The sequence below is a fragment of the Caloramator sp. Dgby_cultured_2 genome (assembly GCF_028872215.1).
Taxonomy (GTDB): Bacteria; Bacillota; Clostridia; order Clostridiales; family Caloramatoraceae; genus Caloramator; species Caloramator australicus.
Window position 1 is genome coordinate 1412066 of sequence record NZ_CP118396.1, and the last position, 25597, is coordinate 1437662.

The following is a 25597-nucleotide window of genomic DNA, read 5'->3' on the forward strand; positions in this document are numbered from 1 at the left end:
TTTCGATGTTTGGGATTTTTTGAGGGTTGCAAGGTAAAATTCGGCATGGGGAAAGTCTGGGTCGCAGCCAAGTATCATTATCATGCCGTCGATTATGTTTTGAGCGGTAAGGTTGTTTTGCTTTTGAGCAATGTTTATGAGGGATTTTGAGTCTATGGGATAGTCGCCTTTAGGTAATGTTATGGTTGTATTGTTTAGGGATATTGTTAGTGGTCTTTCAAGCTCTATAAATGTTAAGTTTTGTGCTTCTTTTTGAAGTATTCTTTATAGTTCATACTGCACCTCCTAGGGGACGGTTCGATAATTTTAATGGACCGTTCCTATAAATTCATGGATTTTATTTTTATTTATGTAAAGGTCTGGAACTAAAACAGCCATTCCATTTATTCTCTGGCTTTTAAAGGATTTATCAACAGGTATTCTTAGCTCTTCAGTTTTGTATTCATCAAGATTAGTAAGTAAATATGCTAAGTTTATTATTTCATTTTTGACAAGTTTGTTTCAATATATGGCAAAATACTGTTTATAAGTGATATTTTTTTGTTGTCCCCTGTGATTTAACTTTATTGAAAATTTGAGTTAATACTCTTCTTTGTCTTTCTGTTCTTTCATAATCAGCATTTCCAACGTATCTTATTCTTGAGTAGGCAAGAGCTTGTCTACCATTTAATAGTTGTAGCCCTTCATTTGTTATTTCTTTATACTCGCCGCCAAATAAATTTTGGGTTTCCTTCATATAGGAGTTTATATATTTTATTTCATCTTTTTAACATCGATTTCTACTCCACCTATATTATCTATAACCTTTTCAAACCCATAAAAGTTTATCGTTACATATTTTGAAATGCCTAAGTCAAAATTGTGGTTAATTGTTTTAATGGCAAGTTCTGGTCCACCAAAGGCATAAGCTGCATTTATTCTGTTTTTATTTTTTCCTGGTATCTCAACAAACATATCCCTCATTAAAGAGATTAATTTTATTTTTTTATTTCTGTATTTATGGATAGGATTATAATTGAATCTGATCTTGAAGGAGACTTTAAATTTCTTGCATCTATGCCAAATAGGACAATGTTTATAAGGTTATTTGCTTTTTTATCTATGTTTTGTTTATTATTATTTGCATTATCTTCAATCTTAATATTTGTGTTATTATGTATTTTATTTAGAATATTGTTAATATAAAATGCTGTAATACCTAAAATTATTGCAATAAAAATTGATGCAAATATTATTACTTTTTCATTATTTGGGCCTCCTTAGAGGCGGTTCATTAGTTTTCATGAACCGTCCCTATATCATTAAGATACTTTTCAATTAGAAGTTCTTGGTAGGCGGCAAGGCCTGTTTTTGAATTTCTTCTGCAAGGGCTATGAGTTCTTTTGTTTTTAAATTAGAAAGCTTTTTTAGTCTTTGGGGCTAATCTTTTTATTTGAGATTATCGTTTTATAATCATCAATTCCATATCGCCAAAGGGTTATTTTGTCGCCATATCTTTGGATTAATTTGTCGGCTATGAGTAGTCCCTCTGGATCAAAATCGCCAGAATAATATATTTTATAAACGTTATCCATTAACTTGTCAAGAAGAATTAGACTTGCAAGCTTTATTTGTCCATAGGTGCATATCAAAGCTATCTTTTTCCCCTTTGTCCTTTCTAAGATTTCACTAAACACAGTTGGGTTTTCAAATATATAAACTACTCTTTCAGGTGCAATGATCTTGTCGATTTTGGATAGATTATATAAGGATAGCTGCATAGGCTCAGAGTTTTTATAAAATCCTTCCCATCCTTCATGGAGCTTCCCATCCTTATAGGCTAAAAGCCCGCTAACTATCGTATAGTTTGACACCTCATCGTCTATTATTCCTGCTCTATACAAAAGTTCTGCTCTTTTTGAGCATTTTCAGGATATTCTTCCTTTAAAAAATAAGATATCCCATAAAGCAAAAGCTTTCCCTCATCCCTATCAAAATCAAATGCATGGGGGTTTTTGCTGATATTCGATGAAAAAATCGCAAGCCTTTCGGTGTTATTTATATCAAAACTCAACCTATTTACCGCCTCACCTGTTAACAATAAAGAATTTTTTAAACCTAATTTATCCCTCTCGTATTTTTGAATAATTAGTTTGTAGGCGTTTTCCTTTTTATCTAGAACATATTCAAGCCACTCCTTAGCTTTAGTTCCACTAAAACAGCTTAAAATCTCTGAAAAGAATTTTTCCTTTTCCCTCTCAAGCCTATTTTGTTCCTCTTTTTGGAAATTATTTTTCATCGAAATACTCCATTAAAACCCCTTCAAAATCAACGCCGCTAAATCTTGTGTTTTCTAATGCTTTTAAAAAGTTTTCTATTTTTATCGTCGCGCTTTTTTACTGTAAAAATCCCTTTTAAAAACCCCGAAAGAGCGTCCTGCTCTTCAGGGGTTAGATTATCAAGTTTTATAGAACCGCCTAAGTAGCCAAGCATTCTATATTTTTCCCTTATTTTTTCAAACAGCCTTTTATAGCCTTTATTTGACTTAAAATATTTTAAGCATTCCTGCTTTGTCCTTTCCATAAAATCCCCTAACAAACAAGTTCCTTAACTTTACCGTTCCAATGGTATCTTATGACGGTAACAAAGTCTGCATTATCTTGTCTTATAAGTTCGCATATAGAAAGGGAAGGAACTGTGTCATAATCTCCCCAAAGTATCTGTGAGTTTACAATAAAGTCAAGTTCAAGTTCCGTTAAGAGCCTAAACATATCCCTAATATTTCTTTCATCGACGCCAGCAAAGGCCTCATCAAGGGATATTATCCTTGGGCAGTCCATCCTTGCTCCCTCATATCTTGCATAGACGGCTGAAAATAATGGGACATACATCGCCATAGCCTTTTCTCCACCGCTAAATTGGTAAAATGCATTGTTTGTTAGCTCCTTTGGATTTTGTCCTGAGCGTTTATAATAAAGTTTAAACTCAAACCATTTCCTATAATCTAAAATTTCCTTTATTATGCTGTGAAAGGATCTTGCTTTACCGAGTTCTTCTTGGATCCTTCTTGCTTCGTTTATTTTTGCTCTAAAATGCTGGGAAAGTTTATTTAAATCTTCAATTTTCATTATGCTGCCTTCCTGCCTTAATAACTCAACAAGCTCGTTGGTGTCAAGCTGATTTTCTCCCTCGGCTTTTTGCTGCTCCATCTTAAGCTAAAGGAAAGGCCACTGGAGGTATCCATCGACTCCATCAGTTTATTCATCTTTTAACCCATTCCTGTGCATGATATATCTTAGACCTTATTTTTTGCTTATGTTGTTTACCAATATATCCTCAAAGAGCTGTCTGTCGCTTTCCCTTAAAAGGTTTTCGTTTTCATTTATCCCTTCTTCTATAAATTCTAAAAGGTCATAAAGGTCAACTTCCCTTCCCCTTACCTTTCCTCTAATTGCAAGGCGCTTTGTTTTAGACAGGGCTTCCTTTATATCTTCATCTTCTGTATCGATATTTTTTCAAAAATAGTATCCATCTTCAAAATATACTCCCTAAGGTAGGGGCTGTTCTCGTTAAATTTGGAATAAAGGCTGTTTATATAGTCCTCCCTTTGCTTATCCTCTTGCTTTATTTCTTTTATAATCCTTTGGGCAAGTTTTATTGCATCTTCATCCTTTGGAGTTTCTATAAAGCCTAATGCATATTCTTCTTTAAAGGCATCTTGATGAAGGTTAAACAATATCTCTTTTCTTTTTATTTTATTATCAATCTCTTCTAATTCCTTTATAGCTTTAGTGTATCTTTCCTCTTCCTTTGCTCTTTTTCAACTTCTTTTTCTATAAGGGAAGGGATTTCCCTAAGGTTTTTAATGCAGTCCTCTATTTCGTTTTTTATTTCTTCATAATTTGAGATTTTTAGCTGTTCCTTTAAGGAGTCTAATAGGAGCTCCTGCTCCTTTAGTTTTATCTTTATGCTGTTAAGATCGTAAATTATTATTTCAATGTCCTCTTGGATGAGTTTTAGATTTTCTTCTGCTGCCTTTAAGTTTTCTATGTTTTGGAGAAATTTTCTATGGGAATTTTCAAGTTCATATAAAAGTTCTCTATATTCCCTTGAAGCTTCTAAGGCGCTTTTGAATGTATCAAGATCAGCCTTTAGGTTTATTTTATTGGTAAGTTCATATACCCTTTGCTTGATTTCCTTGAGCCTTTCAAATATTTTGATTTCTTCCTTTTCTTTTATTGAAATATCCTCTATTGCCCTTTCAAGTTCAAATTCTGCGGCTGTAACAGTGTTTATGGCTATTTTTAAGTCATCTGGCCTTGGGAAGGAATTTAGCTCTTTTTTAATATTTCTAATTTTTGATATATCATTTCTAATTCTTCTTTTATTGTTTGGATTTCCTTTCAAGTTGGCTTTTTGCTCTTCAAGATCCTTGATTATTATCTCTCTATATCTTTTTCTTGCTGAAGAGCCGATGAATTTAACACCTTCAGTTATGTTAGTTTTCCCTTTATAATTCCTATAGAATATTCTCCCTTTTCGTTAAGGTAAGTTGCACTTCCTTCATCTATCATTATGCTCTTAAGGCTGTTTACAATATCCTCCTCTTTAATACCATCAACATCGATCTTGTCAACCTTTAAAAATTGAGTTAAATCATGCATAAGATATGCCGGTGAAGGAAAGATATATTTATCTGCCATGTCTTTGTCCATTTCAAAAATCTTTTCTTTATATTGCTTAGGAACTATAAGGGCATCAAGAACTCCCATGTCACAAAGGGCAGATTCTATGTAGGATTTTATCTCCTCCGAAAGGCCGTCGACAAAATCCACTGCTTTATAAAATGGAATAAAGGGGATATTTTCCTTCTTTAACCTTTCTCTGTTTTTTATAACCGCCTCTTTTCTTTCGGGTTCAGGATCTTTTTGTTTTTCCACTCAGCAACTTTTTCATTAAGCTCTTTAATTTTTTCTTCAATATTTTCTTTTTGAAATTTTAATTTTAAAATTTGGCTGTTTAAAAGGGACTCGACTTTATTAAATTCATCCCTTAAAAGAACAATAACTTCATCAAAGCTGCTGTCTTTGTTAAAATTATTTATAACCTGTGAAATTTTTACTAATGTTTCATCGGATAATCTTAGTTCGTTGTTTTCTTTATGCCATTTGTAGATTTTTTCTATAAGTTCCTCTTTAATTTCCTCCAATAAAAGCTTTGCTTCATTTAGCTTCTTTTCCTTATAATCTTTTTCCTGTTTTGCCCTTTCTAATACCTTTAGAGCTTCATCATAAAGTTTATTTATCCTTTCAAGTTCCTCTATTCCTTCTTTTGCCTCCTCTAAGTTTTTTATGTGTTTCGATAATTTTTCCTTAACAAAGCTAAAATTGTATTCTACTTCTATATTGTTTTTTAGCTCATCCTTTAAAAATGCCTGCTCATCAAAGTCAAATTCAGGGTATAAATCGTCCATTTGAAGGATTATATCCTCTACCTTTTTAATAGAATTTCCTTATTATCCTTTAATTTGTTTAACTCAAATTGTAGCTGTCTTTCCCTTTGTCTTTTGGTTTCTTCTTGGGAAATCTTCTCATGCTTTTGTTTTTTAAGGCTTTCTATAAAGTCCTCAACTTCTTTTATTTTTTCTTTAATTTTGAGGCTGTCATGGACCTCAAGCTGCCTTTTTTGTTTTCATAGAAGGCTTGTTTTATTTTAAGTTCCTCAATATTTTTAGAAGCCGTTTCAAATTCTTTTTTGAGTTTTCCTTTGACCCTTCAAGCTCTTGTTTATTTTTTAGAAGTTTCTGATATTCATTGTATATGTTGATTAGATTTTTAGCCTTATCAAGAAGCATAAAGCGGTTGTATTTATCGTAAACATCCTTTATCTTCTCTGCAGCTTTTTGCTTTCCTTAAGCTCATCCAGCCTTATTTTTATGTTATCCATATTTTCAATGGCCTCCGACATAGGCCTTAAATCGTCGTCTGATAGGGGCTGAAGAGAATTTTCAAGTATTTCGTATATAACTGTAGGTCTAAACTCCTTTGAAAGCTTGGGTGAACGAAGCTGAACTAAGAGTTTTATAAGTTCGTCGTAGTCGTCGATGTCTTCGTAGCCGAATAATAGATCGTTGACCATTTTCATGTAATCCTTTTGCGCTTCTACTACCCTTCCACCGCCTCCTATTCTATTTTCCAGCTCTTTTTGCTAAGTGGGACCTTATCTCCGATGTCTTTATAAAGGAAAAAATTATGGCCTATCCTTCTTCCATCGGTTATGGCAAAGCCCCATGATTGGATGGGTTTTCCCCTTTGGGCTTTAAAACCCATTCCTATTGTAATATAATTTCCGCTCTCCTTCTTTTTAAATTCCATATAAAGATACGAAGTCCTTTCTTCGAGTTCTGACCCCTCATCTCCTAAAAGATAGTTTTCAATCCTTCTTGCCTTTGAGCCAAAGGGATCAAGCCTTTCGGGGCTCTTGTTCCCGTCAAGCAAAAGGGGGATAAAGCTTTGCATTGTTACGGATTTTCCAGAGCCGTTTGCCCCTCTTAAAAGTAGCCTTCCGTCAGAAAAATTAAATTCCTCTTCATCGTAATACCAGAAGTTTATAAGGCCTGCCCTTTCTATTATCCATCTATTTTGCTTCATCTAAAGCCACCTCCCTTTCCATTTCCTTTGAATAAAAATCATCGGGATAACGTCCTACAACCTTACCGCACAGAGGTAAAATTTTTATTTCCTTTTCGCTTACTTTTATCATGTTAAGCATCTCCATAAAGTGTATTATTTCGTTATACAATTTTTCAAAATCCATTTCCCTATACTCTTTGCTCCAGCCTGCTGAGTTTAAGGCCTTTAGTTCTTTGACCATCGTTTCAAAAAAGGCTTTGAAATGGTTATTATATCATCGTTGTCCGGCTTTAGCTTTCCTGTTTTAACCATATTGGTTATCATATAATTCATTTGAAGTATTATATCATTAAGGGTTGTCCCATCTGGAAATATGCTTTTATATGTTTTGTTTTGGGGTAGCACAACCATTGCACAATTTTTGTGAACATGAAGCTCTAGGCCTAAATATTTTTCAAGGTCGTTCTCTATTGAGCTTCTTTGCTTTTTGATGTAGTCAAAATCAGGATCAAAATCCCCTTCTTTATAGACGACAGGCGACATTAAAAGTTTTCTATAGGCTCTTTGGCGCCTTATGACGCCTTTGTCTTTATCTATATCTAATTCCTCTTCCTTTTCAAAGTCCTTATATGAAGTGTAGTTTAATATATTCATTGAAAAGCTCCTTGTAAAATATCTTGAAAGGCCTGTATTTTCGTATAGAACTTCGGTTGATGCATCGTTTGTAAATTTTGATTCATCACCATCGTCCACCTTAAGCATCCCCATTTTTGTTGCAAAACGCAACACTTTAACAAGGCTTTTTCTATGTCTAAATAGGGTCCAATCTATCTTTTCACCTGGATAATTTGCCTCGATAAACTCTGTTATACTTGATAAAACAAACTGCTCCTCTTTGCCCTTGTCCTCTAAAAACATTAAAAGAAGGCATAAAAAGCATATTCCATAGGACTATCAAACTCCTGTATTCCCATCCAGGCTTCTGCCTTCCCTGGAATTTTTTCAAGTTTAATAAGCTGTGTATTTTGGATGATATGGTATCCAAGTTTTTCAGCTAAAAAGTTTTTAAATTCAGGAATGGCATCTTTAATTTGATAAAAAAGCTCCTTATCTTCATCTTTTATTATCCAAAAATTATCGAGAAGTAACTCAAGTTCCTTCATCCTTAACTCTCCTTTGGGGACGTTTCTTATGAACCGTCCCTAAAAATTATTTTAAAGGCTGGCATTGTAAATTCACCATCATCGCAAACTATTGTGCATTTTTGGTTTGGTAGGTCTGGTGGGACTATTTTGTATTTTATTCCAGTCTCAGTTTTTGATGTAAAATCGGGAGAATTCAGCCCCTTTGATAGCCACCTTAAAAGGGATATTCTAATACTTTGTGGAATTTTAGGAAGGTTTGAAAAGTCAATAATCCCGTTTTTTATGTAGTTTTGTATTAATTCCTGTTCCTGCTGTCTTGATTTTAGTATATTTTGTAGAGTAATCTCCTTTTTTTCAAGGTTGCTTTTTATTGGGCTTCTTTCGGACTTTTCTTTGTAGTTTCTAATCTTAGGCTTTATAATGTAAAGGCTTGGTATTTCATCATAGGGGCTTGAGTTTATACTTTCGGTGCTTCTTGGGGCATTTGTTTTTATATGGTAAGGGTTAAATATGCCAAAGCAAAGGGCCGAAAGTTTGTGGGCTTCGTTAATATCCTTGCAGGTTGTAAATAGCTGGGCAAGTTTTTGTATTCCTCTTTGCGGTTTGCTGCACTGTTTCGGCTCTCTGAAATTTGTGCCGCATATCGGGTTATTTTTCGTATTATTTCATTGGTGATGTCAAGAAGCCTTGTGGCTTCACTTTCTTTGGCATTTGAAGGCAAAAACCAATTTTTAATGTTTCTCCATTTTGATTCGATGTTTTCCTTTATTTCCTCTTCTGTTGCCTCGTTGTTTATTTTGGGTATTGACTTTTCATGTAAAAAATCTTTAAAAGCAAAGCATTTTCCGTATGTTCATTTATTTGTTTTAGTATGCCTTCAATTGAAATTATGTGCTGTTGAAGCTCCTTTATGAAGTTTCTAAGGTATTCTATGAATTTATCCTTGTATAGTAGAAAGGCGCTTGTCTTCATCATCTCCTCAGCCTTTAGACTATAAAAGGAGCCAAGATAATCTTTGTAGTTTTTATTAAGCCTCTCAAAGTCGCTGTTTAAGTCCTTCCACCACTGGTTAGCCACTTTTTCATCGGAATTTATTATTTGCGGGATTTTTATAAAGGCTTCTTTTATTCTTTCAAGTAGTGACGGTTCAAGGGAGGCTGTCTCAACATGCAAGGTTTCAAGCTTGATAATCATTCTTTCGATTTCAATGGAATAATCAGAAATTTGGTATCTAAATTGTTTGTTTTTAAACTCTTCAACCGATGAAACTTTTGAGGTATCTTGAACAGGAATTAAATTTTTCCATTGAACAAGGTTGTCAAGGTCCTGCTTTAGCTGCTCCATCGTGTAATCCTCAAATTGGCTATGTTTTTGAGCTCTTCAAATACATCCTCCTTGTATAGCCAATACTTCATTCTTTCATATTGAAGGTAGAAAAAACGCATAATAACCCTATATCGCGAGGCATTTTCTGCCGTTAAATATCTTACTTCATCTATCTGTTTTTGAAGTTTAGCATTGATTTCCAAAGTATCACCGCCTATTTGAAGGTTTCCCTTTAAATTTTATCACAAGTTTAGGGACGGTTCATTAGTTTTATAAATTTTGCTGGTTAAAAAGTGATAATTTTAATGAACCGTCCCTTTTAAGCAGGCAGCTATTCGATGCTGCCATCAGCATGAACTACTATTTCCTTTTCAACTTCTTCAGCTTCCCTTACAGCCTCGCCTGCTTTTACAAGGGTTGCAAGGAGCATGTTAGGCGGTGCAATTATGGAAATCTCCTCAGAAACCTCAAGGTCAGCAACTGTGATTTTATCCTTGTTAAGATTGGTTATATCTACAGAAAGATATTTAGGAACTTTATCTACGCTGCACTCCACTTCAACTTCGTCTTGAACCTTTTGAATAACAGCGTTCATGTTTCTTAAGTATTCTTCTCCCTTTATAACTATCGGAACCCTTGCATGAACTTTTTCCTTTTCGTTTACTTTGTAAAGGTCTATATGTAGAACTTTTTGGCTTACTGGATCCTTTTGGACTTCCTTTATCATGGCTTTATAGTTTTTACCATCAACATCAACATCTACAATGCCGTGTTCGCCTACTTTTCTAAGGACGCTACAGACCTCAAGCTCACCAAACTCAACCAACATATTGTTTATATCCCTTCCGTAAAGGTTAGCAGGAACATGACCTGTTCTTCTTAATTTATGGGTATCACCCTTTGTATTATGTTCCCTAAGATGCGCATGTAAAATCATCCTATCCCTCCTTAAAGTTTTATCCTTTAAGGAGTATTTCCATTTTTGATGTTTTATTCTTGGGGACGGTTCTTTAGTTTTATAAATTTTGTTAGTTAAAAAGTGATAATTTTAATGAACCGTCCCTATCATAAATTTTAAAATTTAACGCAAACTTAATATAAAACAATTGCATTCTATAAAACATTGAACTATAATATAATTCGTTTAAATTTTTTATGAAAGAGGGTGCATATCACATTGTATAAGATGGATCAAACACAGACTCCTATTTTTGATGCTTTAATGGAATACCATAATAGAGATACTGTTCCCTTCCACGTTCCCGGGCACAAAAGGGGAGACGGAATGGACAACAAGTTCAAGGACTTTGTTGGTTCAAACATACTTTCAATCGATGTTACTGTTTTTAAGCTTGTTGACAGCCTGCACCATCCAACAGGTCCTATAAAAAGGCTATGCAGCTTGCAGCGGATGCATACGGCTCTGACATGGCGTTTATTTCAATCCATGGAACATCCGGCGCTATTCAAGCAATGATAATGAGCGTTGTTAAAGAAGGCGATAAGATTATAATCCCAAGAAATGTTCACAAGTCAGTTACAGCTGGTATAATCCTTAGCGGTGCTGTTCCTGTTTATATGCAGCCAGAGATCGATAAAAACATAGGAATCGCCCATGGCGTTACTCCTGAAACTGTTGAAAGGACAATAAAGGAAAATCCTGATGCCAAAGCTGTTTTGATAATCAATCCTACTTACTATGGAGTTGCTACTGATATTAAAAGAATTGCTGAGATTGTCCATTCTTATGACAAAATTTTGATTGTCGATGAAGCCCATGGACCCCATTTAGGATTTAATGATAAATTACCTATTTCAAGTATGCAAGCTGGTGCAGATATATGTGCCCAAAGCACCCATAAAATAATCGGTTCAATGACTCAAAGTTCATTTTTGCAGGTTAGAGCTGGAAGGGTTGATATAAATAGAGTTCAACAGGTTATGAATCTTTTGCAAACAACTAGTCCATCTTATCCTCTTATGGCATCCTTAGACGTTGCTAGAATGCAGATTGCAACAAAGGGTAAGGAGCTTTTAGACAGAGCCATTGAACTTGCTGAGTATACAAGGGAAAAGATAAACCAAATTCCTGGCCTTTATTGCTTTGGAAAGGAAATATTAGGTCAGCCAGGTGTATATGCCCTTGATCCTACGAAGATAACTGTTACTGTAAGGGGCCTTGGACTTACTGGATATGAAGTTGACCAGATTTTAGCAGATGAATATCATATTCAAATGGAACTTAGCGACCTTTACAATATCCTTGCTGTCGGATCCTTTGGAGATACAAAGGAAAAGATGGATAAGTTTATTGATGCTCTTAAGGATATCAGCGATAGATACTATGGAACAAGGGAAGTTAAGGGTGAAGTTTTAGATATTCCTGCAATTCCAAAGCAGGTTTTAACCCCAAGGCAAGCCTTTAATGCAAAGAAATGGTCGCTACCACTTCATGACAGCATTGGAAAGGTTTCAGGGGAGTTCTTGCTTGCTTATCCTCCTGGAATTCCAATTGTTTGTCCAGGTGAAATAATAACTCAAGAGATTGTTGACTATGTTCAGGCTCTTAAGGATGCGAATCTTTATGTTCAAGGAACTGAGGATCCAGATGTTAACTTTATAAAGGTTGTAGATATGGAATAAGGCTGCACGAGCAGCCTTATTCTCTTATAAGCTTTAATTTATTGTTTATATTTACGTTATCTTGAGTCTTTAAAAATTCAATGTATCTTTCTTCGTTCATATCAAGTATTCTGTCGTAAATTATTAATATATTTTTAAGCTTGTCCAAAATCACTTCAAGCCTTGTATATCTTTGTGACATTCCATTAAACTTATTTGAAATTTTCTTTTGTTTTTACTGGATAAATCCTTTAGTGAATCGTAATATGCCCTTCCTTTGTTTATTTCCTTAACTCTTCTAAAGTTCACAAGGAGCATGTCCCTATAGCATTCTAAAAGCTCCTCTATCATCTCTGAATTAACAGCAAAATCTACATCCTCATATTTTTTGTAATTTTTATATATTCCTCAAGGGCCCTGTTGTTTTCTATTTTGCTTTCTGGTAGTTTTTTAGAACATTAATCACTGTATCGATTCCCTTTATGTTTTCAGAATTTAGCAAAGTTAACACATCAATAGCATCGTTGTAATTTATCGTTTCTTTTTTGATTTCTTTTTCAGGCGTTATAGCCTTTTTGAGCCTTTCGATGCTGTCATCATCTAAAAGGATATCCAAATAATAGGAAAGCTTTACAACTTCCCTTTGGACCCTTTTATCGCTAACCTTAAAACCATCATTTGTAAGGACCAATATGCCTGTTGGACTTTTTTCAAAAAATGAGGATTTAAAGAATTCTAAAACCCTATACAATTCTCCTTCAAATTCGATAGGCAGTGATAATTTTACATCCTCTTTGGATTTTTTATACTTTTCTGCTATAGCTTTGTATCTTCCAAGTTCATTAGTATATACTCTCATAAGCACCTCCGGGACGGTTCGTTAGTTATATTAATTTTATTTCTTTTACGCTTTTTATTTTTGTTAGCATCTCTATTATTTGATTAGCGTTAATATAATTAGGAGCTTTAAGGTTTAAAAAGATTATCGCTTCTTCATCTTCTCCTCCTGATATTTCAATTCCAATTATGTTAACGCTTAATTTTTCAAGCTCCTTGCCAATATTCCCTATAACTCCTGGGATATTTTCTGTTACAAGCTGTAGGTTAAAATATTTTGCCTCCTTTGAAATCTTTTGTTCTACTATCTTTAGTCCCCTGAGGGATAAAAATACAAAAAGGGTTGCAAAAGCGATTCAAAGTAAAGCCCTGCACCTATAGCAAGGCCAATGCAAGCAACAGTCCAAAGGCTTGCTGCAGTGGTTAGCCCTTTAACGTTTACCCCCTCTTTAAGTATGGTTCCTGCACCTAAAAAACCTATGCCGCTTATTACCTGAGCACCAAGACGAAAAGGATCAATTGAAGCTAAGCCCTTTTGCCGAATATAGTTGAAAGAGATTATTTGGACAAGGGCAGCCCCAATACAAACTAAAATGTGTGTTCTAAGTCCAGCTGGCCTGTTTTTGTGCTCCCTTTCATAGCCAACTATTCCACCGAGTATAAGGGCCAGTAAAAGCCTTAAAAAAGTTTCTAAATACATTTAATCACCTCAGGGACGGTTCATTAATAATATTTACTTTAAATTTATGCAGTTATATAGTAATTATACAACTTGTTTAAGAAGAATAAAATAGGGACGGTTCTTAATTTTTTAAATATGAAAAAATTAAGAACCGTCCCCATATATTAACTTAACTTCATGCCTTCTTTTATAGCTTTGATATTTATATCGTGCATTTTTTCGGGAAGGTTTTCTTTTATTACGCTTTCCCAATCAAGGTTTTCAACTCCTAATGCCTTTATTAGGGCACCGAGTAGAACGATGTTTTGTGCCTTTATATTTCCAAGTTTTTCAGCAACTTCAGCTGCATTAAATACAACTACGTTTTCTACATTTTCCTTTAGCTTTTGAATAACATCGTCTGGATAAACCTCTTGTCCAACTAATACAGATTGTGGATATATTTCATAATCGTTAACAACTAAAGTTCCGCCCTTTTTAAGGTATTTTATCCATCTTGCAGCTTCAACCTTTTCAAAGGCAACTATAACATCTGCTTCGCCTTCTCCAATTAAAGGTGAATATACCTTTTCTCCAAATCTAACTTGAGTTGTTACGCTTCCTCCTCTTTGGGCCATACCGTGAACTTCGCTCATTTTAACGTCAAATCCAAACTTTACAAGCCCCTCTGTTAAAATCTTTGATGCAAGTATAATCCCTTGTCCACCAACTCCAACAAATAACAAGCTCTTAGTCATTCCATTCACCAACCTTTTCTATCGCATTAAATGGACAAACTTGTAGACATACTGTGCAGCCGTTGCACATATCCTTATCTATTACTATATTTCCATTCTTGAATGCAACTGCTGGGCAGCCAACCTTTAAGCATAACTTACACTTTCTACATTTATCTTGATTTACTTTAACATATCTTCCTGCCCTCTTTTTCAATACATCCTTTAATAGAGCACATGGCTGTTTTGTTATTATTACAAATGGCTCAGTTGCATTATATGCATCCTTTACAGCCTTTTCTGTTTCATCAAGTTTATATGGATCAACAACCCTTATATTTTCTTCCTTAACTCCGCATGCCTTAACTATTCCCTTTATATCTATAACCGGCGATATATCTCCCTTAAGTGTCTTTCCTGTTCCTGGATTTTCTTGATGTCCTGTCATGGCTGTTATGCTATTGTCAAGAATCACTGCAACTATCGGGCTGTTGTTGTAAACTGCATCAATAAGCCCTGTAATTCCTGAATGGAAGAAGGTTGAATCTCCAACTATACCGAATATTTTATTTTTCCTCTTTGCCATCATGGCAGCCTTTTCAAAACCAATTGCTGCTGAAATTCCTGCCCCCATATCTATAACCGTATCAGTAACGTTTAATGGTGGCATCATTCCCAATGTGTAGCAGCCTATATCACCTGTCGCTATAATATCTTTATATTTACTCATAACATAGAATATTCCTCTATGTGGACAGCCTGGACAAAGAACCGGAGGTCTATTTGGCACTTTTACATCAACTGAATAAGTTTCCCTTTCCTTTTCGCCTAAAAGTGCCCTTCTTATTATATCTGGATTTAGCTCGCCACAAATTGGAATCAATTCTTTTCCTATGCAATTTATTCCTAAAGCCTTAACAAAGGTTTCAATGTATGGCTCGTTTTCTTCAATAATATAGAGCTTGTCTACTTTGCTTGCAAATTCTTTTATGAGTTTATCTGGAAGTGGGAATGTAAATCCAAGTTTTAAATATGATGCGTTATCTCCAAACACTTCCTTTGCATATTGGTATGATATACCGCTTGTTATGATTCCAATCTTAGTGTCTCCCCACTCAATCCTATTTAATGGAGTAGTATTTGAATATTCTTGAAGCCTTTTTAATCTTTCTTCAACCTCAACATGCTTTACCCTTGCATGAGCTGGAATCATAACGTATTTTTTAACATCCTTTTTATATTCTTTAACTCCAACTTCCTGTCTTTCGGATAGCTCTACTATGGATTTAGAATGGGCAATTCTAGTTGTGATTCTAAATAAAACAAGCGTATCAAACTGTTCGCTAATTTCAAAGGCTGTCTTAATAAAGTCTTTACATTCTTGGCTGTCGGAGGGTTCGATCATGGCAACCTTAGCGTGCTGTGCATAGAGTCTGTTGTCCTGTTCGTTTTGTGAGCTGTGCATTCCTGGATCGTCTGCTGTAACTATTACAAAGCCGCCATTAACCCCTTCATAAGCCATTGTAAAAAGAGGGTCTGCTGCAACGTTAAGTCCAACATGTTTCATTGCAGATAATGATCTTGCACCAGCAATTGATGCACCTGCTGCAACTTCAACAGCTACCTTTTCGTTTGGTGCCCATTCTGCGTAGATTTCTTCATACTGTGCAATGTTTTCTAAAATTTCTGTGCTGGGCGTTCCTGGATATGCCGCAGCAACGGTGCAGCCTGCTTCATAGGCGCCCCTTGCAATGGCTTCGTTGCCCGTCATTATTTTTTCATCTTAACTCCCCTTGATTATGAATTGGCGATTAAGCTTCCAAGTGCTATTGAGTATAGCTTTGATTCATGGGTATCAGCTCTTGATACTAAAACAATTGGGCACTTTGCACCAACTATTATTCCTGCTGACTTTGCCCTTGCAAAATATGTCAAGCTCTTTCCAAGCATATTTCCTGCCTCGATGTTTGGAACTAAAAGTATATCTGCCTCTCCTGCAACCGGGCTCTTTATTCCCTTATGCTGTGCTGCTTCCTTTGATATTGCGTTATCTAAGGCAAGTGGTCCATCGATTATACAGTCTTTAATTTGCCCCTTTGATTCATCTTTGAAAGGATAGCAGCATCGATTGTAGCCTGCATATCTGGATTTACAACTTCAACAGCACAAAGCGGTGCAACATGGATAGGATTAATTCCAAGAGCCTTTGCAACCTTAACTGCGTTTTGAACTATTTGAACCTTTTGTGTTAGATCGGGATATGTTACCATGCCACCATCGGTAAGAAGAATTAGTTTGTGATAAGTCCCTACGCTGTATACCATAACATGGCTCAATAAATTATTTGTCCTAAGGCCTATTTCCTTATCAAGAACTGCCTTTAAAAGATCTGCAGTTCCAATAAGGCCCTTCATTAAAAAGTCTGCCTTTCCTTGGGATACTAAGGATACGGCAACCCTTGCACTTTCAACTAAGTTTTTAACATCAACGATTTCGTAATTCGACAAATCTATATTATTTTCATCGGCAATTTTTTTAATATCGTCAGCGTCTCCTACTAAAACTGCGTCAATTAAACCTAAACCTCTTGCATTTTCCACTGCAAGTAAAACTTCAACATCGTTTGCAGCTGCAACAGAAAGCTTCATTTTCTTACGGCCTCTAACTGCATCTAAAAGTTCATCAAAATTTCTTATCATACATTGCCCTCCTTTCATTACACCTAATATTTTATCAAATAATTATAATTTTCGCAAAATTTTTTATTTAAAAATTATTTTGTTGATATACATTTTTTAAAAATAGTTATAAAATATATGTGAGGTGATCAAAATGGCTGAGGCAATTTTGAAATTTTTATGCATAATGGAAATATTTATGAAATAAATGATTTTGAAAAAATTTATCATGAATTAAATCCTGCAATTTATGAAGTCATAAGGCTTATAGATGGAAAACCCCTTTTTTAGAGGAGCACTTTGAGAGATTGAAAAATTCAGCAAAACTTTTAAACAAAGAATTAAATATAAGCATGGGAACTTTAAGGCAGCAGATATTGAAGTTAGCTAATCTTAATCAAGTTAAGGATATAAATATAAAGATAGTTATTAACGAGTTTGATAATCCTAATATTTATTTATATTTTATCAAATCCGAATACCCAAATATAGATATGTATAAAAATGGGGTAAAAACTATAATTTATAGAGCTGTTAGGGAAAATCCAAATGCAAAGGTGATATATAAAAATCTTAGGGAGGATATAAATAGAAGATTAAAAGAAGCGGGATGCTATGAGGCCCTTTTAGTAAACGAAAAGGGTGAGGTAACAGAAGGAAGCAGGTCAAATTTGTTTTTTATTAAGGAAAATAAGGTTTACACTGCCCCAGCAAAGGACGTTCTTTTAGGGATAACAAGGCAGAAAATAATTAAAATATGTAGATTAAATGATATTGAAATAATTGAAAAGCCAATTAAAATTGAAAACCTTCAAAACTTTGATGCAGCTTTTATAACAGGAACTTCGCCTAAGGTTTTGCCTATTTCAAAAATAGACGATGTTATCTATGATGTTAATAATATATTGATGAGAAAAATTATGGAACTTTATAATGAGGAGATAAAAAACTATTTAGGGACGGTTCATTAATTTTATTAATTTTTAAGGGACTGTTTCTCAGTGATACAGTCCCTCATTTTTGTTAATTCTCTATTTTATTTTTTTATTGTAAAAAACTGATAAAACTAATGAACCGTCCCTGGAATATTTTTGGTGCTTAGCTTAAACTAAAAATGGAGGTGTTAAGATGATTTGTGCTGAAGTAACCATTTATCCTTTAAAGCACAATAATCCTGAAAGCGTTATTAACAATTCAATTCGAGTCTTACAAAATAAAAATGTAGATTACAAAGTTGGTTCTATCTCTACGCATCTTCATGGTCGTGAGGAAGATGTTTGGAGAAGTTTAAAGGAAATGTTTGACACTGCGCAGGAAGCTGGCGAAGTTAACATGGTGGTTACCATTTCAAATGCCGCAGATTAATTACATTAGCTTTCTTCTGCTAAGATAAGCTAGTATTAAATTCATAAGAGCTAAAACAGCATACAATATTCCAAGCTTTACATTCTTATTAGAAAAGGTGATAAATGCAGCAGCTATCCAGCATAAAGCTGCAAACAAATATAAAATTACATTTGCATTCTTTTTCATAAACCCACCCCTTGAAATTAGATAAAATTTCCATGAATAATACTATTATATCAGGTTACAATACATAGTGTAAAGGGTGCGTAGCAGTTGAGCTAAGACCTATATATGATCCGAAAGGGTCGTATATGGGTCGACCAAAGGTTGCATGCAGGCCCTGGCAGGCTTGCATGCAGCCGGAGGGAAGATCCTGCATGGTGGGGAAAAGCTTTATTGCAGTCGAGCTTCATTTGATTGTAATAAGGTTCCAACCTATCATGCAGGGTCGAGCTAAGATCATCTAGGGTATCGTAAGCTTTTAACTTAGCTTAGGATCTAGCAAGCTACTAGTTCTAGTGCTTGCATGCAGCCGAGAGGTTGCATGCAGGTGCGTAGATATCCTAGATGGTCGAACGAACCATCAGTATAGGTGGTGAACTGCTCTATCATGGTCGGAAGATCATGGTTGGGTAATAAGCTACCTATATTGGTGCAAGGTGGATTGCTACGTGCCCTTTATATTTTTTATTTTTGGGGACGGTTCTTAATTATTTTATTTTTAGAAAAATTAACAACATCGTTTTTATAATTCACTTTTTTTAAAATTACAATGTGTTTTATAAACAAAATATCGTGCATTCTTTTTTAAAACTTCGTTATCAATTATTTTTTAAATAATCATCCCAATTTTGTATTAGAACTTTTAATTTTGTCTTAAAAGTAAAAAATTAAGAACCGTCCCAAGAGGAATATAAAATTTTTTGTGTTTTTGGGGACAGTTCTTAATTGTTTTATTTTTAAAAAAATTAACAACATCTTTTATATAATTTAAGTTCTTTAAAGATTAAAATATGTTTTATAAAAAAACAATGATGCATTCTTTGTTTAAAATATCGTCGTTTTTTATTTTGTTTAAATCTTTTGTCTTAAAAGTAAAAAAATTAAGAACCGTCCCTAGAGGAATATAAAATTTTTGTAGAATATTTTATAATAGAGAAAAAATGGAGGTGGGGAAATGAAAAGAAAAAATTTATCTGTTTTATCATTAGTTTTAATATTCTTATTTACAAATTTAATTTTTTTATTCCCTTTTAAGCAAACGTTTGCTCAAACAAAAACCAAATTAATAATCCACTATGCTAAGGATCCTAATACCGATAAGGACTGGAATTTGTGGATTTGGCCCTACGGTATGGAGGGAAAAAATATGAATTTACCCACAAGGATGATTTTGGTCCTTATGCAATAATAGAATTTGAAGAAGCCTATGACAAAGTTGGTTTTATCGTTAGAACTGACAATTGGGAAAAGGATGTTGCAGAAGATAGGTTCGTCGATAAATTCAAAAATGGAGTTGCAGAAATTTGGCTCTTACCTGGTGATCCTGAAATTTATTATTCTAAGCCTGACAAAAATCCATAAAGAAAACATCTTTAGGCGAAAGAACAAAGGTTACAGTTCACTATTTTAGATATGACGGAAATTATGAAGGCTGGAATCTTTGGGTGTGGCCATTTGGTAAGGAAGGCTCTGCTTATTATTTTACCTCCGAAGACAAATTTGGTAAGGTAGCTGAATTTTATGTTGAGGGGACAGAAGGAGTTGATAAGCTTGGGATAATAACAAGAAGGAGCACCAAGGATAACCCCTGGGCTGAAAAGGAATTCGGCGATAGGTTTATAACTAAATTTAAAGAGGATGGATCAGCTGAAATTTGGCTTGCTCAGGGAGATGAGAAGGTCCACTACTCTCCTTCCGAATTGGATTTGTCACCTAAATTTGTTGCTGCAACATTGGATGACATGAATATCATTTCTGCTGAAACAAACATACCATTTGTTTTAAAAAATGATCTTAAAGAGGATATTGTAGTAAAGGTTGAAGGAAAACAGATAAAACTTTCAAAGGTAGAGCCAGATAAAAACTATTTAGTTTCAAACAATAAAGGGAGAAAATTAATAATCACAACTTATGATAAACTTCCCCTTGATAAAACCATTACCGTTGAGAAAATTGGTTATGGTTCAATTATAGTTTCCTACGGCAAAGTGTTCAGCTCTGAAGAATTTGATAAATTGTATTATTACGATGGCAACGACCTTGGTGCTAATTATTCAAAGGAACAAACCCTATTTAAAGTTTGGGCACCAACTGCATCTGAAGCAAAGCTTGTTATTTATTCAAAATGGGAGGATAAAGCTGGACAAGAACTTCCTATGCAAAAAGGGGAAAAGGGAGTTTGGAGCTATACCTTAAAGGGAGATCAGCACGGAACAATTTATACTTACAAAGTTAAAATCGGCAGCAAATGGAACGAAGCTGTTGACCCTTATGCTCGCTCTGTGACTGTCAATGGTGATAAAGGCGTAGTTTTAGATCTTTCTAGGACAAACCCCGAAAAGTGGGATCCAAACTTCAAACCTCCCTTTAAAAATGCAGTTGATGCAATAATTTACGAACTTCATGTTAGGGATTTATCCATCCACCCAGATAGCGGTATAAAAAACAAAGGCAAATTTTTAGGACTTGCTGAAACAGGGACTAAAGGCCCTAATGGAACATCAACCGGCCTTGACCATATAAAGGATTTAGGTGTAACGCATGTTCAGCTTTTACCTATTTTCGATTTTGCAAGCATAGATGAGACATCAACAAAACCTCAATTTAACTGGGGATACGATCCCAAAAACTACAATGCACCAGAGGGAAGCTACTCAACTAATCCATATGACCCTATTTCAAGGGTAAAGGAACTAAAAACAGCTATCCAAGCTTTACATGACAACGGCCTTAGGGTGATTATGGATGTTGTATATAACCATATGTTCAGTGCTGATGCCTCAAACTTTAATAAGCTTGTTCCAGGATACTTCTTTAGAACTGGGCATGATGGAAAGCTTACAAATGGCTCAGGCTGTGGCAATGATACTGCATCAGAAAGAAAAATGATGAGAAAATTTATTATAGACTCTGTAACCTATTGGGCAAAGGAATATAACATCGATGGGTTTAGATTTGACCTTATGGGGCTTCACGATGTTGAAACAATGAATGAGGTAAGGAAGGCCCTAGATAAAATAGATCCCACGATAATTATCATTGGTGAAGGCTGGGATCTAAACACTGCCCTCTCACCGGATGTAAAGGCAAACCAAAAGAATGCATATAAAATGCCAAGAATTGCTCATTTCAATGATACAATAAGAGATGCGATCAAAGGAAGCGTATTCGATAAAACAGATGCTGGTTTTGTAAATGGTAAGGATTATGTTGAATTTAAAGTAAAATCAGGTATTGTTGGTGGAATTGAATATTCAGGCCAGATATACACCTGGGGACGAATAGAACCCGATCAGTCTGTTGTATACTGTGAAGCCCATGACAACAATACTTTATATGATAAACTAAAATTCACAAATCCCGATGCTACGGAAGAAGAAATTAAAGCGATGCACAAACTCTCTGGGGCCATAGTGTTAACATCTCAGGGAATACCATTTATACATGCTGGACAAGAATTTATGAGGACAAAACAAGGCAACGAAAACAGCTATAACGCCAGCGATGAGATAAACAGATTAGACTGGGAAAGGAAAGCAAAATATTTAGATGTTGTTGAATATTATAAAGGACTTATTAAACTTAGAAAGGAACATCCTGCCTTTAGAATGACAACTTCTGATATGATAAAAAGGCATTTAGAATTTTTAAATGCTCCTAAAAACGTCATCGCTTATGTTTTAAAGGATAAAGCTAACGGGGATGAATGGGAAAATATTGTAGTTGCCTTTAACGGCAACACATCTGAACAAACAATCAAACTTCCTAAAAAGGCAAATGGGCTATAGTTGTAGATGAAAATAAGGCTGGAACTGAAGTTATAAGAACTATAACTGGCGATACTTTAAAACTTCCAGCAAAATCTGCTTATGTTTTATACTATAAAGGATCTTCATTTAATTTTGTTTACATCGCACTCTTAATTGGACTTATTGTTGGAATCCTTGCATCAAGAAAGGTAGCTATCAATTAATTTTTAAGGGACGGTTCATAAAGATAAGAACCGTCCCTTAAAAAGGTAATTAAACTTTTCCATTGTTTTATTCAAAAACAATAGATGATTCAGTTTCCTTGCACCACTTTGTCGCAATACAAAGCCCTAAGTTCCTTGGGCAAAATCTGCAAATGCAGTTTACATCCTTTCCGTCACATTTTTTGAATTATAATAGGGGCATTTTTGCAATTACTATTTATTGCCATAACATAGCCTCCTTTAGGGACGGCAGACTGTTGAAAAAGTTGTTTTGATAAGCCCCGTTAAGGATTTCCCTGGCATTCGCTCATTTCGCTAAGCAATTCTAATTGCTAGAGCTAATGAGAGATGCCTTTTCTAATCCTTCCGGGGCTCTTGCAAAGTCTAAAAACCAATGAGAGTTTGTCTACAATCTGTCGTCCCTTTGTTAACTTTTTTAATATTTTTGACACAAAATTGCCATAATACAGGGGTAATATAATAATACAATAAAAAGAAAATTTAAAAAGGAGGTGTAGAATTTTGAAGAAAAAATTAGCATTATCATTAGCAATTGCAATTGCTTTAACAAGCACGACATCTTTGGCCTTTGCAAAAGGATTTACTTTCAAAGAAAAATTTACAAGCAAATTTAATGGTTCTAAGCTTTATGCTGATTGTTTCAAATTAAGACCAAAGGGTGAGTTTGGCAAACAGTTTAACGGAAAGTTTAAAGATTTAACTTTAGAGGAAAAGAAGAATCTTATTCAAAAAGAATTGAGAATAGAATTAAAACTGCTGTTGAAGATGGGGTAATTACTCAGGACGAAGCTGATAAAATGTTAAACAACTTAAAAGAAAGTTTATCAAAATGGGATGGAAGTTCCCCTTTAAGTTTGAATTAAATTTAAGGGAAAAATATAATAATCTAAGTCTAGATAAGAAAAAGGAAATAGCTAAAAAACATTTCCAAGAAAAGCTAAATAATCTTGTTAAAAACGGAAAGTTAACACAAGATGAAGCAAACAAACTTCTTCAAAATTTTGAAGAAAAACTAAAAAATTGGGACGGAAAGGCTCCTTTAAAAAGTAGACTTTTGAAAGGATTTAAGCCTCAGTCTAGAAATAAACAATTTAATTATTCAACACAAACTCAATCCTTCTAATATAAGTGAAGGCTGCTCGGGTTAAAAACTAGCCCGACAGCCTTTTAAAAATTGCAGAATTTATAAAACAATTAAGAACCGTCCCTAATTACTAATTAAACATTATCTCGCCGTAGGTGGGCATCGGCCAATAGTTTCTGTCGAGTATCTTCTCGAGATCGTCGATTAGTTCTCTTAATGTTTCCATTTGGGTAAAAATATTATCCTTTATAAAGCATGCTTTGTTGTAGGAATCCTCCTCGAAGGATTCTGCCTGAGAAATTAATTTTTTTAAGGCATCGCATTGGTTATTTGCTCTTTTAAAAAGTTCATCTATTGTCCTTAATAAATCAAGTTGAACTTCAGCATTAAATCCCATGTTTTTAAGTTCAAATGAAGCCTTTGCAAGATCCTTCATATATCTTGAAACGGAAGGAACTATATCCTTTACAAATATCTCCACCATAGTCCTTGCTTCAATCAGAAGCTGCTTTATATATCCTTCAAGCATAACCTCATATCTTGAAAAAATCTCATTTTTATTTAACACCTTATGCCTTTCAAATAAATCCATATTTTTCTTGCTAATCAAATACTTTATTGCATCAACTGAACTTTTTAAATTCAAAAGGCCTCTTCTTTCAGCCTCTTCAATCCATTCCTTTGAATACCCGTCACCATTGAAAATTATCCTTTTATGCTCTTTTACTGTTTCCCTTATTATATTCTTTGCTTCCTTTATTACATCCTTTGAATTTTGCAATCTATCTGCAAATTCCCCTAATTTGTCAGCTAAAATCGTATTTAATACTGTCACTGCATCTGATATTGACGCAGATGATGGCACCATTCTAAATTCAAACTTATTCCCTGTAAAGGCAAAGGGTGAAGTTCTATTTCTATCCGTTGTATCCTTTTTAAGCACCGGCAAAGTTATAACTCCAGTTTCTAATTTTTCTCTCCCTCTTGAACTTATAATCTCTCCCTTTTCAATTTGTTCTAATATTTCCGTCAATTGTTCACCTAAAAATATAGAAACAATCGCAGGAGGTGCTTCATTGGCCCCTAATCTATGGTCATTTCCTGGATTTGAAGCTGAAATTCTTATAAGATCCTGATACTCATCAACTCCCTTTATAACCGCTGCAAGGAAAAGTAAAAATTGAAGATTATCGTGGGGTGTTTTTCCAGGATCAAACAGGTTAATTCCATCGTTGGTCATTAAAGAAAAGTTTACATGCTTTCCAGAACCGTTAACTCCCTTAAAGGGCTTTTCATGTAAAAGGCAAACAAGACCGTGCCTATTGGCAACCTTCAATAGAGTTTCCATTATAATCTGATTATGATCCGCTGCAACATTGGCATTAGTAAATACCGGTGCAATTTCATATTGATTTGGTGCAACCTCCTTATGCTTCGTCCTTGCTGAAACTCCAACCTTCCAGAGTTCCTCATCTATTTCCTTCATAAATGCTGCAACTTTTTCATTGATACTTCCAAAATAATGATCCTCAAGCTCCTGTCCCTTAGGCGGCTTTGCACCAATTAACGTTCTTCCGGCATAAATTAAATCCTTTCTCCTTTTAAAAATCTCCTTATCAATTAAAAAATACTCCTGCTCTGCTCCAACCATTGGAATTACTCTTGAAGATACGCCATTGCCTAAAAGCCTTAATACCCTTAAAGCTTCTTTCGATACGGCCTCCATGGATCTTAAAAGAGGTGTCTTTTTATCAAGTGCATCTCCAGTATATGAACAAAAGGCTGTTGGAATATATAAAACTGCTCCACCTTCATCCTCTACTAAAAAGGCATAAGAGGTGCAGTCCCAAACAGTATAACCCCTTGCTTCAAAGGTGGTTCTTAGTCCTCCATTTGGGAAACTTGAAGCGTCAGGTTCTCCCTTTATTAGCTCTTTTCCAGAAAACTCAGTTATTGCAGTGCCTTCCTTTTTAGGCGATATAAAGGACTCCAATTTGCCCGCTGTTCTTCCGTTCATAGGCTGAAACCAGTGGGTAAAGTGGGTTGCTCCCTTTCGATTGCCCAATCCTTCATAGCATTTGCCACAACCTCTGCAACTTCAGCATCTAAAGCAACACCCTCATCAATGGTTTTTCTAAGTTTAACATAGATACTTTTAGGTAGTCTCTCCCTCATAACAACGTCATTAAAAACGTTTACTCCAAAGGATTGTGTAATTTTTGACATTGCCTTATCCCCTATCAGCGAAATATTTTTAAAAATTTAATTTTATATTTCGATATAATCCTAATTTAATTTAAAAATTATCATTTATCTTTAAATTATTTTATAAA

At 34.7% G+C, this 25597-nt stretch carries 26 protein-coding genes and 6 pseudogenes; 7 read left to right on the top strand and 25 right to left on the bottom strand.

The features are described from left to right. Positions 1-523: 523 nt before the first annotated feature. The 16 genes and pseudogenes from PWK10_RS09695 to PWK10_RS09790 form a co-directional block, all read right to left on the bottom strand. Entirely contained in the window at positions 524-736 is a 213-nt protein-coding gene (locus PWK10_RS09695; RefSeq protein ID WP_274765904.1) for an LCP family glycopolymer transferase, read from the bottom strand. A 17-nt stretch (positions 737-753) separates the two neighbouring features. Then, the gene (locus tag PWK10_RS09700; RefSeq protein ID WP_342455759.1) at positions 754-1065 is read right to left on the bottom strand and encodes an LCP family protein; all 312 of its coding nucleotides are present in this window, start codon (positions 1063-1065) and stop codon (positions 754-756) included. A gap of 341 nt (positions 1066-1406) precedes the next feature. Then, complete coding sequence (locus PWK10_RS09705) at positions 1407-1883, bottom strand: DUF2399 domain-containing protein (protein WP_274765905.1); 477 nt, start codon at positions 1881-1883, stop codon at positions 1407-1409. Further along, positions 1865-2278, bottom strand: a complete 414-nt coding sequence (locus PWK10_RS09710) for a TIGR02679 domain-containing protein (protein WP_274765906.1) — start codon at positions 2276-2278, stop codon at positions 1865-1867. Before PWK10_RS09710 ends, PWK10_RS09705 begins: the two co-directional genes overlap by 19 nt. Positions 2279-2316: 38 nt before the next feature. Further along, a complete protein-coding gene (locus PWK10_RS09715; RefSeq protein WP_274765907.1) occupies positions 2317-2562 on the bottom strand; it encodes a hypothetical protein in 246 nt (81 codons plus the stop codon). A gap of 8 nt (positions 2563-2570) precedes the next feature. Continuing rightward, positions 2571-3107 (bottom strand): SbcC/MukB-like Walker B domain-containing protein, encoded by a 537-nt coding sequence (locus tag PWK10_RS09720; protein ID WP_274765908.1) that lies wholly within the window; start codon positions 3105-3107, stop codon positions 2571-2573. A gap of 356 nt (positions 3108-3463) precedes the next feature. Next, complete coding sequence (locus PWK10_RS09725) at positions 3464-3715, bottom strand: hypothetical protein (protein ID WP_274765909.1); 252 nt, start codon at positions 3713-3715, stop codon at positions 3464-3466. Between the two features lie 44 nt (positions 3716-3759). Beyond that, the gene (locus tag PWK10_RS09730) at positions 3760-4386 is read right to left on the bottom strand and encodes a hypothetical protein (RefSeq protein WP_274765910.1); all 627 of its coding nucleotides are present in this window, start codon (positions 4384-4386) and stop codon (positions 3760-3762) included. An 86-nt stretch (positions 4387-4472) separates the two neighbouring features. Next, positions 4473-4919 carry a hypothetical protein gene (locus PWK10_RS09735; protein WP_274765911.1) on the bottom strand — a complete coding sequence of 149 codons (447 nt, stop codon included), beginning with the start codon at positions 4917-4919 and terminating at the stop codon, positions 4473-4475. Further along, entirely contained in the window at positions 4871-5452 is a 582-nt protein-coding gene (locus tag PWK10_RS09740; RefSeq protein ID WP_274765912.1) for a hypothetical protein, read from the bottom strand. The genes PWK10_RS09735 and PWK10_RS09740 overlap by 49 nt, the downstream gene beginning before the upstream one ends. A 410-nt stretch (positions 5453-5862) precedes the next feature. Continuing rightward, a complete protein-coding gene (locus tag PWK10_RS09745; protein WP_274765913.1) occupies positions 5863-6117 on the bottom strand; it encodes a hypothetical protein in 255 nt (84 codons plus the stop codon). A gap of 44 nt (positions 6118-6161) precedes the next feature. Then, positions 6162-6629 carry a hypothetical protein gene (locus PWK10_RS09750; RefSeq protein WP_274765914.1) on the bottom strand — a complete coding sequence of 156 codons (468 nt, stop codon included), beginning with the start codon at positions 6627-6629 and terminating at the stop codon, positions 6162-6164. Then, positions 6616-7774: pseudogene (locus PWK10_RS19840) on the bottom strand (TIGR02678 family protein). The gene PWK10_RS09750 and the pseudogene PWK10_RS19840 overlap by 14 nt, the downstream one beginning before the upstream one ends. 26 nt (positions 7775-7800) lie before the next feature. Continuing rightward, positions 7801-8561 (bottom strand): annotated as a pseudogene (locus PWK10_RS09770) (DUF2397 domain-containing protein). Beyond that, positions 8549-9201: pseudogene (locus tag PWK10_RS09780) on the bottom strand (DUF2397 domain-containing protein). Before PWK10_RS09780 ends, PWK10_RS09770 begins: the two co-directional pseudogenes overlap by 13 nt. 212 nt (positions 9202-9413) lie before the next feature. Further along, positions 9414-10019, bottom strand: coding sequence for a 50S ribosomal protein L25 (locus PWK10_RS09790; protein WP_274765920.1), 606 nt, complete (start codon positions 10017-10019; stop codon positions 9414-9416). Between the two features lie 240 nt (positions 10020-10259). On the opposite strand from PWK10_RS09790, the pseudogene PWK10_RS09795 reads away from it, so the two are divergent. Next, positions 10260-11725: pseudogene (locus PWK10_RS09795) on the top strand (aminotransferase class I/II-fold pyridoxal phosphate-dependent enzyme). A 16-nt stretch (positions 11726-11741) separates the two neighbouring features. Here PWK10_RS09795 and PWK10_RS09800 read toward each other — a convergent pair. The 7 genes and pseudogenes from PWK10_RS09800 to PWK10_RS09830 form a co-directional block, all read right to left on the bottom strand. Continuing rightward, on the bottom strand, positions 11742-11873 hold the full coding sequence (locus PWK10_RS09800; protein WP_274765921.1) for a hypothetical protein: 132 nt from the start codon (positions 11871-11873) through the stop codon (positions 11742-11744). Between the two features lie 2 nt (positions 11874-11875). After that, complete coding sequence (locus PWK10_RS09805; RefSeq protein ID WP_274765922.1) at positions 11876-12055, bottom strand: hypothetical protein; 180 nt, start codon at positions 12053-12055, stop codon at positions 11876-11878. A 76-nt stretch (positions 12056-12131) separates the two neighbouring features. Continuing rightward, complete coding sequence (locus PWK10_RS09810) at positions 12132-12563, bottom strand: hypothetical protein (protein WP_274765923.1); 432 nt, start codon at positions 12561-12563, stop codon at positions 12132-12134. 288 nt (positions 12564-12851) lie between these two features. Continuing rightward, positions 12852-13241, bottom strand: coding sequence for an MgtC/SapB family protein (locus PWK10_RS09815; RefSeq protein WP_274765924.1), 390 nt, complete (start codon positions 13239-13241; stop codon positions 12852-12854). 146 nt (positions 13242-13387) lie between these two features. Beyond that, positions 13388-13960: an indolepyruvate oxidoreductase subunit beta gene (locus PWK10_RS09820; protein ID WP_008907622.1), complete on the bottom strand. Its 573-nt coding sequence runs from the start codon at positions 13958-13960 to the stop codon at positions 13388-13390. Beyond that, on the bottom strand, positions 13953-15710 hold the full coding sequence (gene iorA / locus PWK10_RS09825) for an indolepyruvate ferredoxin oxidoreductase subunit alpha (RefSeq protein WP_274765925.1): 1758 nt from the start codon (positions 15708-15710) through the stop codon (positions 13953-13955). Before iorA ends, PWK10_RS09820 begins: the two co-directional genes overlap by 8 nt. A 26-nt stretch (positions 15711-15736) precedes the next feature. Further along, a pseudogene (locus PWK10_RS09830) lies at positions 15737-16638 on the bottom strand (phosphate butyryltransferase). Positions 16639-16925: 287 nt separating this feature from the next. Here PWK10_RS09830 and PWK10_RS09835 point away from each other — a divergent pair. Both PWK10_RS09835 and PWK10_RS09840 read left to right on the top strand, forming a co-directional pair. Beyond that, a complete protein-coding gene (locus PWK10_RS09835; protein ID WP_274765926.1) occupies positions 16926-17588 on the top strand; it encodes an aminotransferase class IV in 663 nt (220 codons plus the stop codon). 157 nt (positions 17589-17745) lie between these two features. Then, positions 17746-17982 carry a YkoF family thiamine/hydroxymethylpyrimidine-binding protein gene (locus tag PWK10_RS09840; protein WP_274765927.1) on the top strand — a complete coding sequence of 79 codons (237 nt, stop codon included), beginning with the start codon at positions 17746-17748 and terminating at the stop codon, positions 17980-17982. Here the strand turns inward: PWK10_RS09840 and PWK10_RS09845 are convergent, their stop codons facing one another. After that, on the bottom strand, positions 17983-18150 hold the full coding sequence (locus PWK10_RS09845) for a hypothetical protein (protein WP_008907627.1): 168 nt from the start codon (positions 18148-18150) through the stop codon (positions 17983-17985). 1149 nt (positions 18151-19299) lie between these two features. Here PWK10_RS09845 and PWK10_RS09850 point away from each other — a divergent pair. The 4 genes from PWK10_RS09850 to PWK10_RS09865 all read left to right on the top strand — a co-directional run bounded on the left by PWK10_RS09850 (position 19300) and on the right by PWK10_RS09865 (position 23303). Beyond that, positions 19300-19548, top strand: a complete 249-nt coding sequence (locus PWK10_RS09850; protein WP_274765928.1) for a pullulanase-associated domain-containing protein — start codon at positions 19300-19302, stop codon at positions 19546-19548. Positions 19549-19631: 83 nt separating this feature from the next. Beyond that, positions 19632-21974, top strand: coding sequence for a type I pullulanase (pulA, locus tag PWK10_RS09855; RefSeq protein WP_274765929.1), 2343 nt, complete (start codon positions 19632-19634; stop codon positions 21972-21974). Positions 21975-22681: 707 nt separating this feature from the next. Then, a complete protein-coding gene (locus tag PWK10_RS09860) occupies positions 22682-22954 on the top strand; it encodes a hypothetical protein (protein WP_274765930.1) in 273 nt (90 codons plus the stop codon). A gap of 55 nt (positions 22955-23009) precedes the next feature. Continuing rightward, positions 23010-23303 (top strand): hypothetical protein, encoded by a 294-nt coding sequence (locus tag PWK10_RS09865; protein WP_274765931.1) that lies wholly within the window; start codon positions 23010-23012, stop codon positions 23301-23303. A 91-nt stretch (positions 23304-23394) separates the two neighbouring features. On the opposite strand, the pseudogene PWK10_RS09870 reads toward PWK10_RS09865, so the two are convergent. After that, positions 23395-25490, bottom strand: a pseudogene (locus tag PWK10_RS09870) (glutamine synthetase III family protein). Positions 25491-25597: the final 107 nt, after the last annotated feature.

Bases quoted from the DNA above. Each gene is read 5' to 3' on its own strand.
- PWK10_RS09865 (WP_274765931.1), top strand. From the start codon at position 23,010: ATGGGATGGAAGTTCCCCTTTAAGTTTGAATTAAATTTAAGGGAAAAA.
- PWK10_RS09845 (WP_008907627.1), bottom strand. From the start codon at position 18,150: ATGAAAAAGAATGCAAATGTAATTTTATATTTGTTTGCAGCTTTATGC.
- PWK10_RS09815 (WP_274765924.1), bottom strand. From the start codon at position 13,241: ATGTATTTAGAAACTTTTTTAAGGCTTTTACTGGCCCTTATACTCGGT.
- PWK10_RS09720 (WP_274765908.1), bottom strand. From the start codon at position 3,107: ATGAAAATTGAAGATTTAAATAAACTTTCCCAGCATTTTAGAGCAAAA.
- PWK10_RS09745 (WP_274765913.1), bottom strand. From the start codon at position 6,117: ATGGTCAACGATCTATTATTCGGCTACGAAGACATCGACGACTACGAC.
- PWK10_RS09750 (WP_274765914.1), bottom strand. From the start codon at position 6,629: ATGAAGCAAAATAGATGGATAATAGAAAGGGCAGGCCTTATAAACTTC.
- PWK10_RS09810 (WP_274765923.1), bottom strand. From the start codon at position 12,563: ATGAGAGTATATACTAATGAACTTGGAAGATACAAAGCTATAGCAGAA.
- PWK10_RS09805 (WP_274765922.1), bottom strand. From the start codon at position 12,055: ATGATAGAGGAGCTTTTAGAATGCTATAGGGACATGCTCCTTGTGAAC.
- PWK10_RS09715 (WP_274765907.1), bottom strand. From the start codon at position 2,562: ATGGAAAGGACAAAGCAGGAATGCTTAAAATATTTTAAGTCAAATAAA.
- PWK10_RS09695 (WP_274765904.1), bottom strand. From the start codon at position 736: ATGAAGGAAACCCAAAATTTATTTGGCGGCGAGTATAAAGAAATAACA.
- iorA (WP_274765925.1), bottom strand. From the start codon at position 15,710: ATGACGGGCAACGAAGCCATTGCAAGGGGCGCCTATGAAGCAGGCTGC.
- PWK10_RS09710 (WP_274765906.1), bottom strand. From the start codon at position 2,278: ATGAAAAATAATTTCCAAAAAGAGGAACAAAATAGGCTTGAGAGGGAA.
- PWK10_RS09840 (WP_274765927.1), top strand. From the start codon at position 17,746: ATGATTTGTGCTGAAGTAACCATTTATCCTTTAAAGCACAATAATCCT.
- PWK10_RS09820 (WP_008907622.1), bottom strand. From the start codon at position 13,960: ATGACTAAGAGCTTGTTATTTGTTGGAGTTGGTGGACAAGGGATTATA.
- PWK10_RS09790 (WP_274765920.1), bottom strand. From the start codon at position 10,019: ATGATTTTACATGCGCATCTTAGGGAACATAATACAAAGGGTGATACC.
- PWK10_RS09740 (WP_274765912.1), bottom strand. From the start codon at position 5,452: ATGGACGATTTATACCCTGAATTTGACTTTGATGAGCAGGCATTTTTA.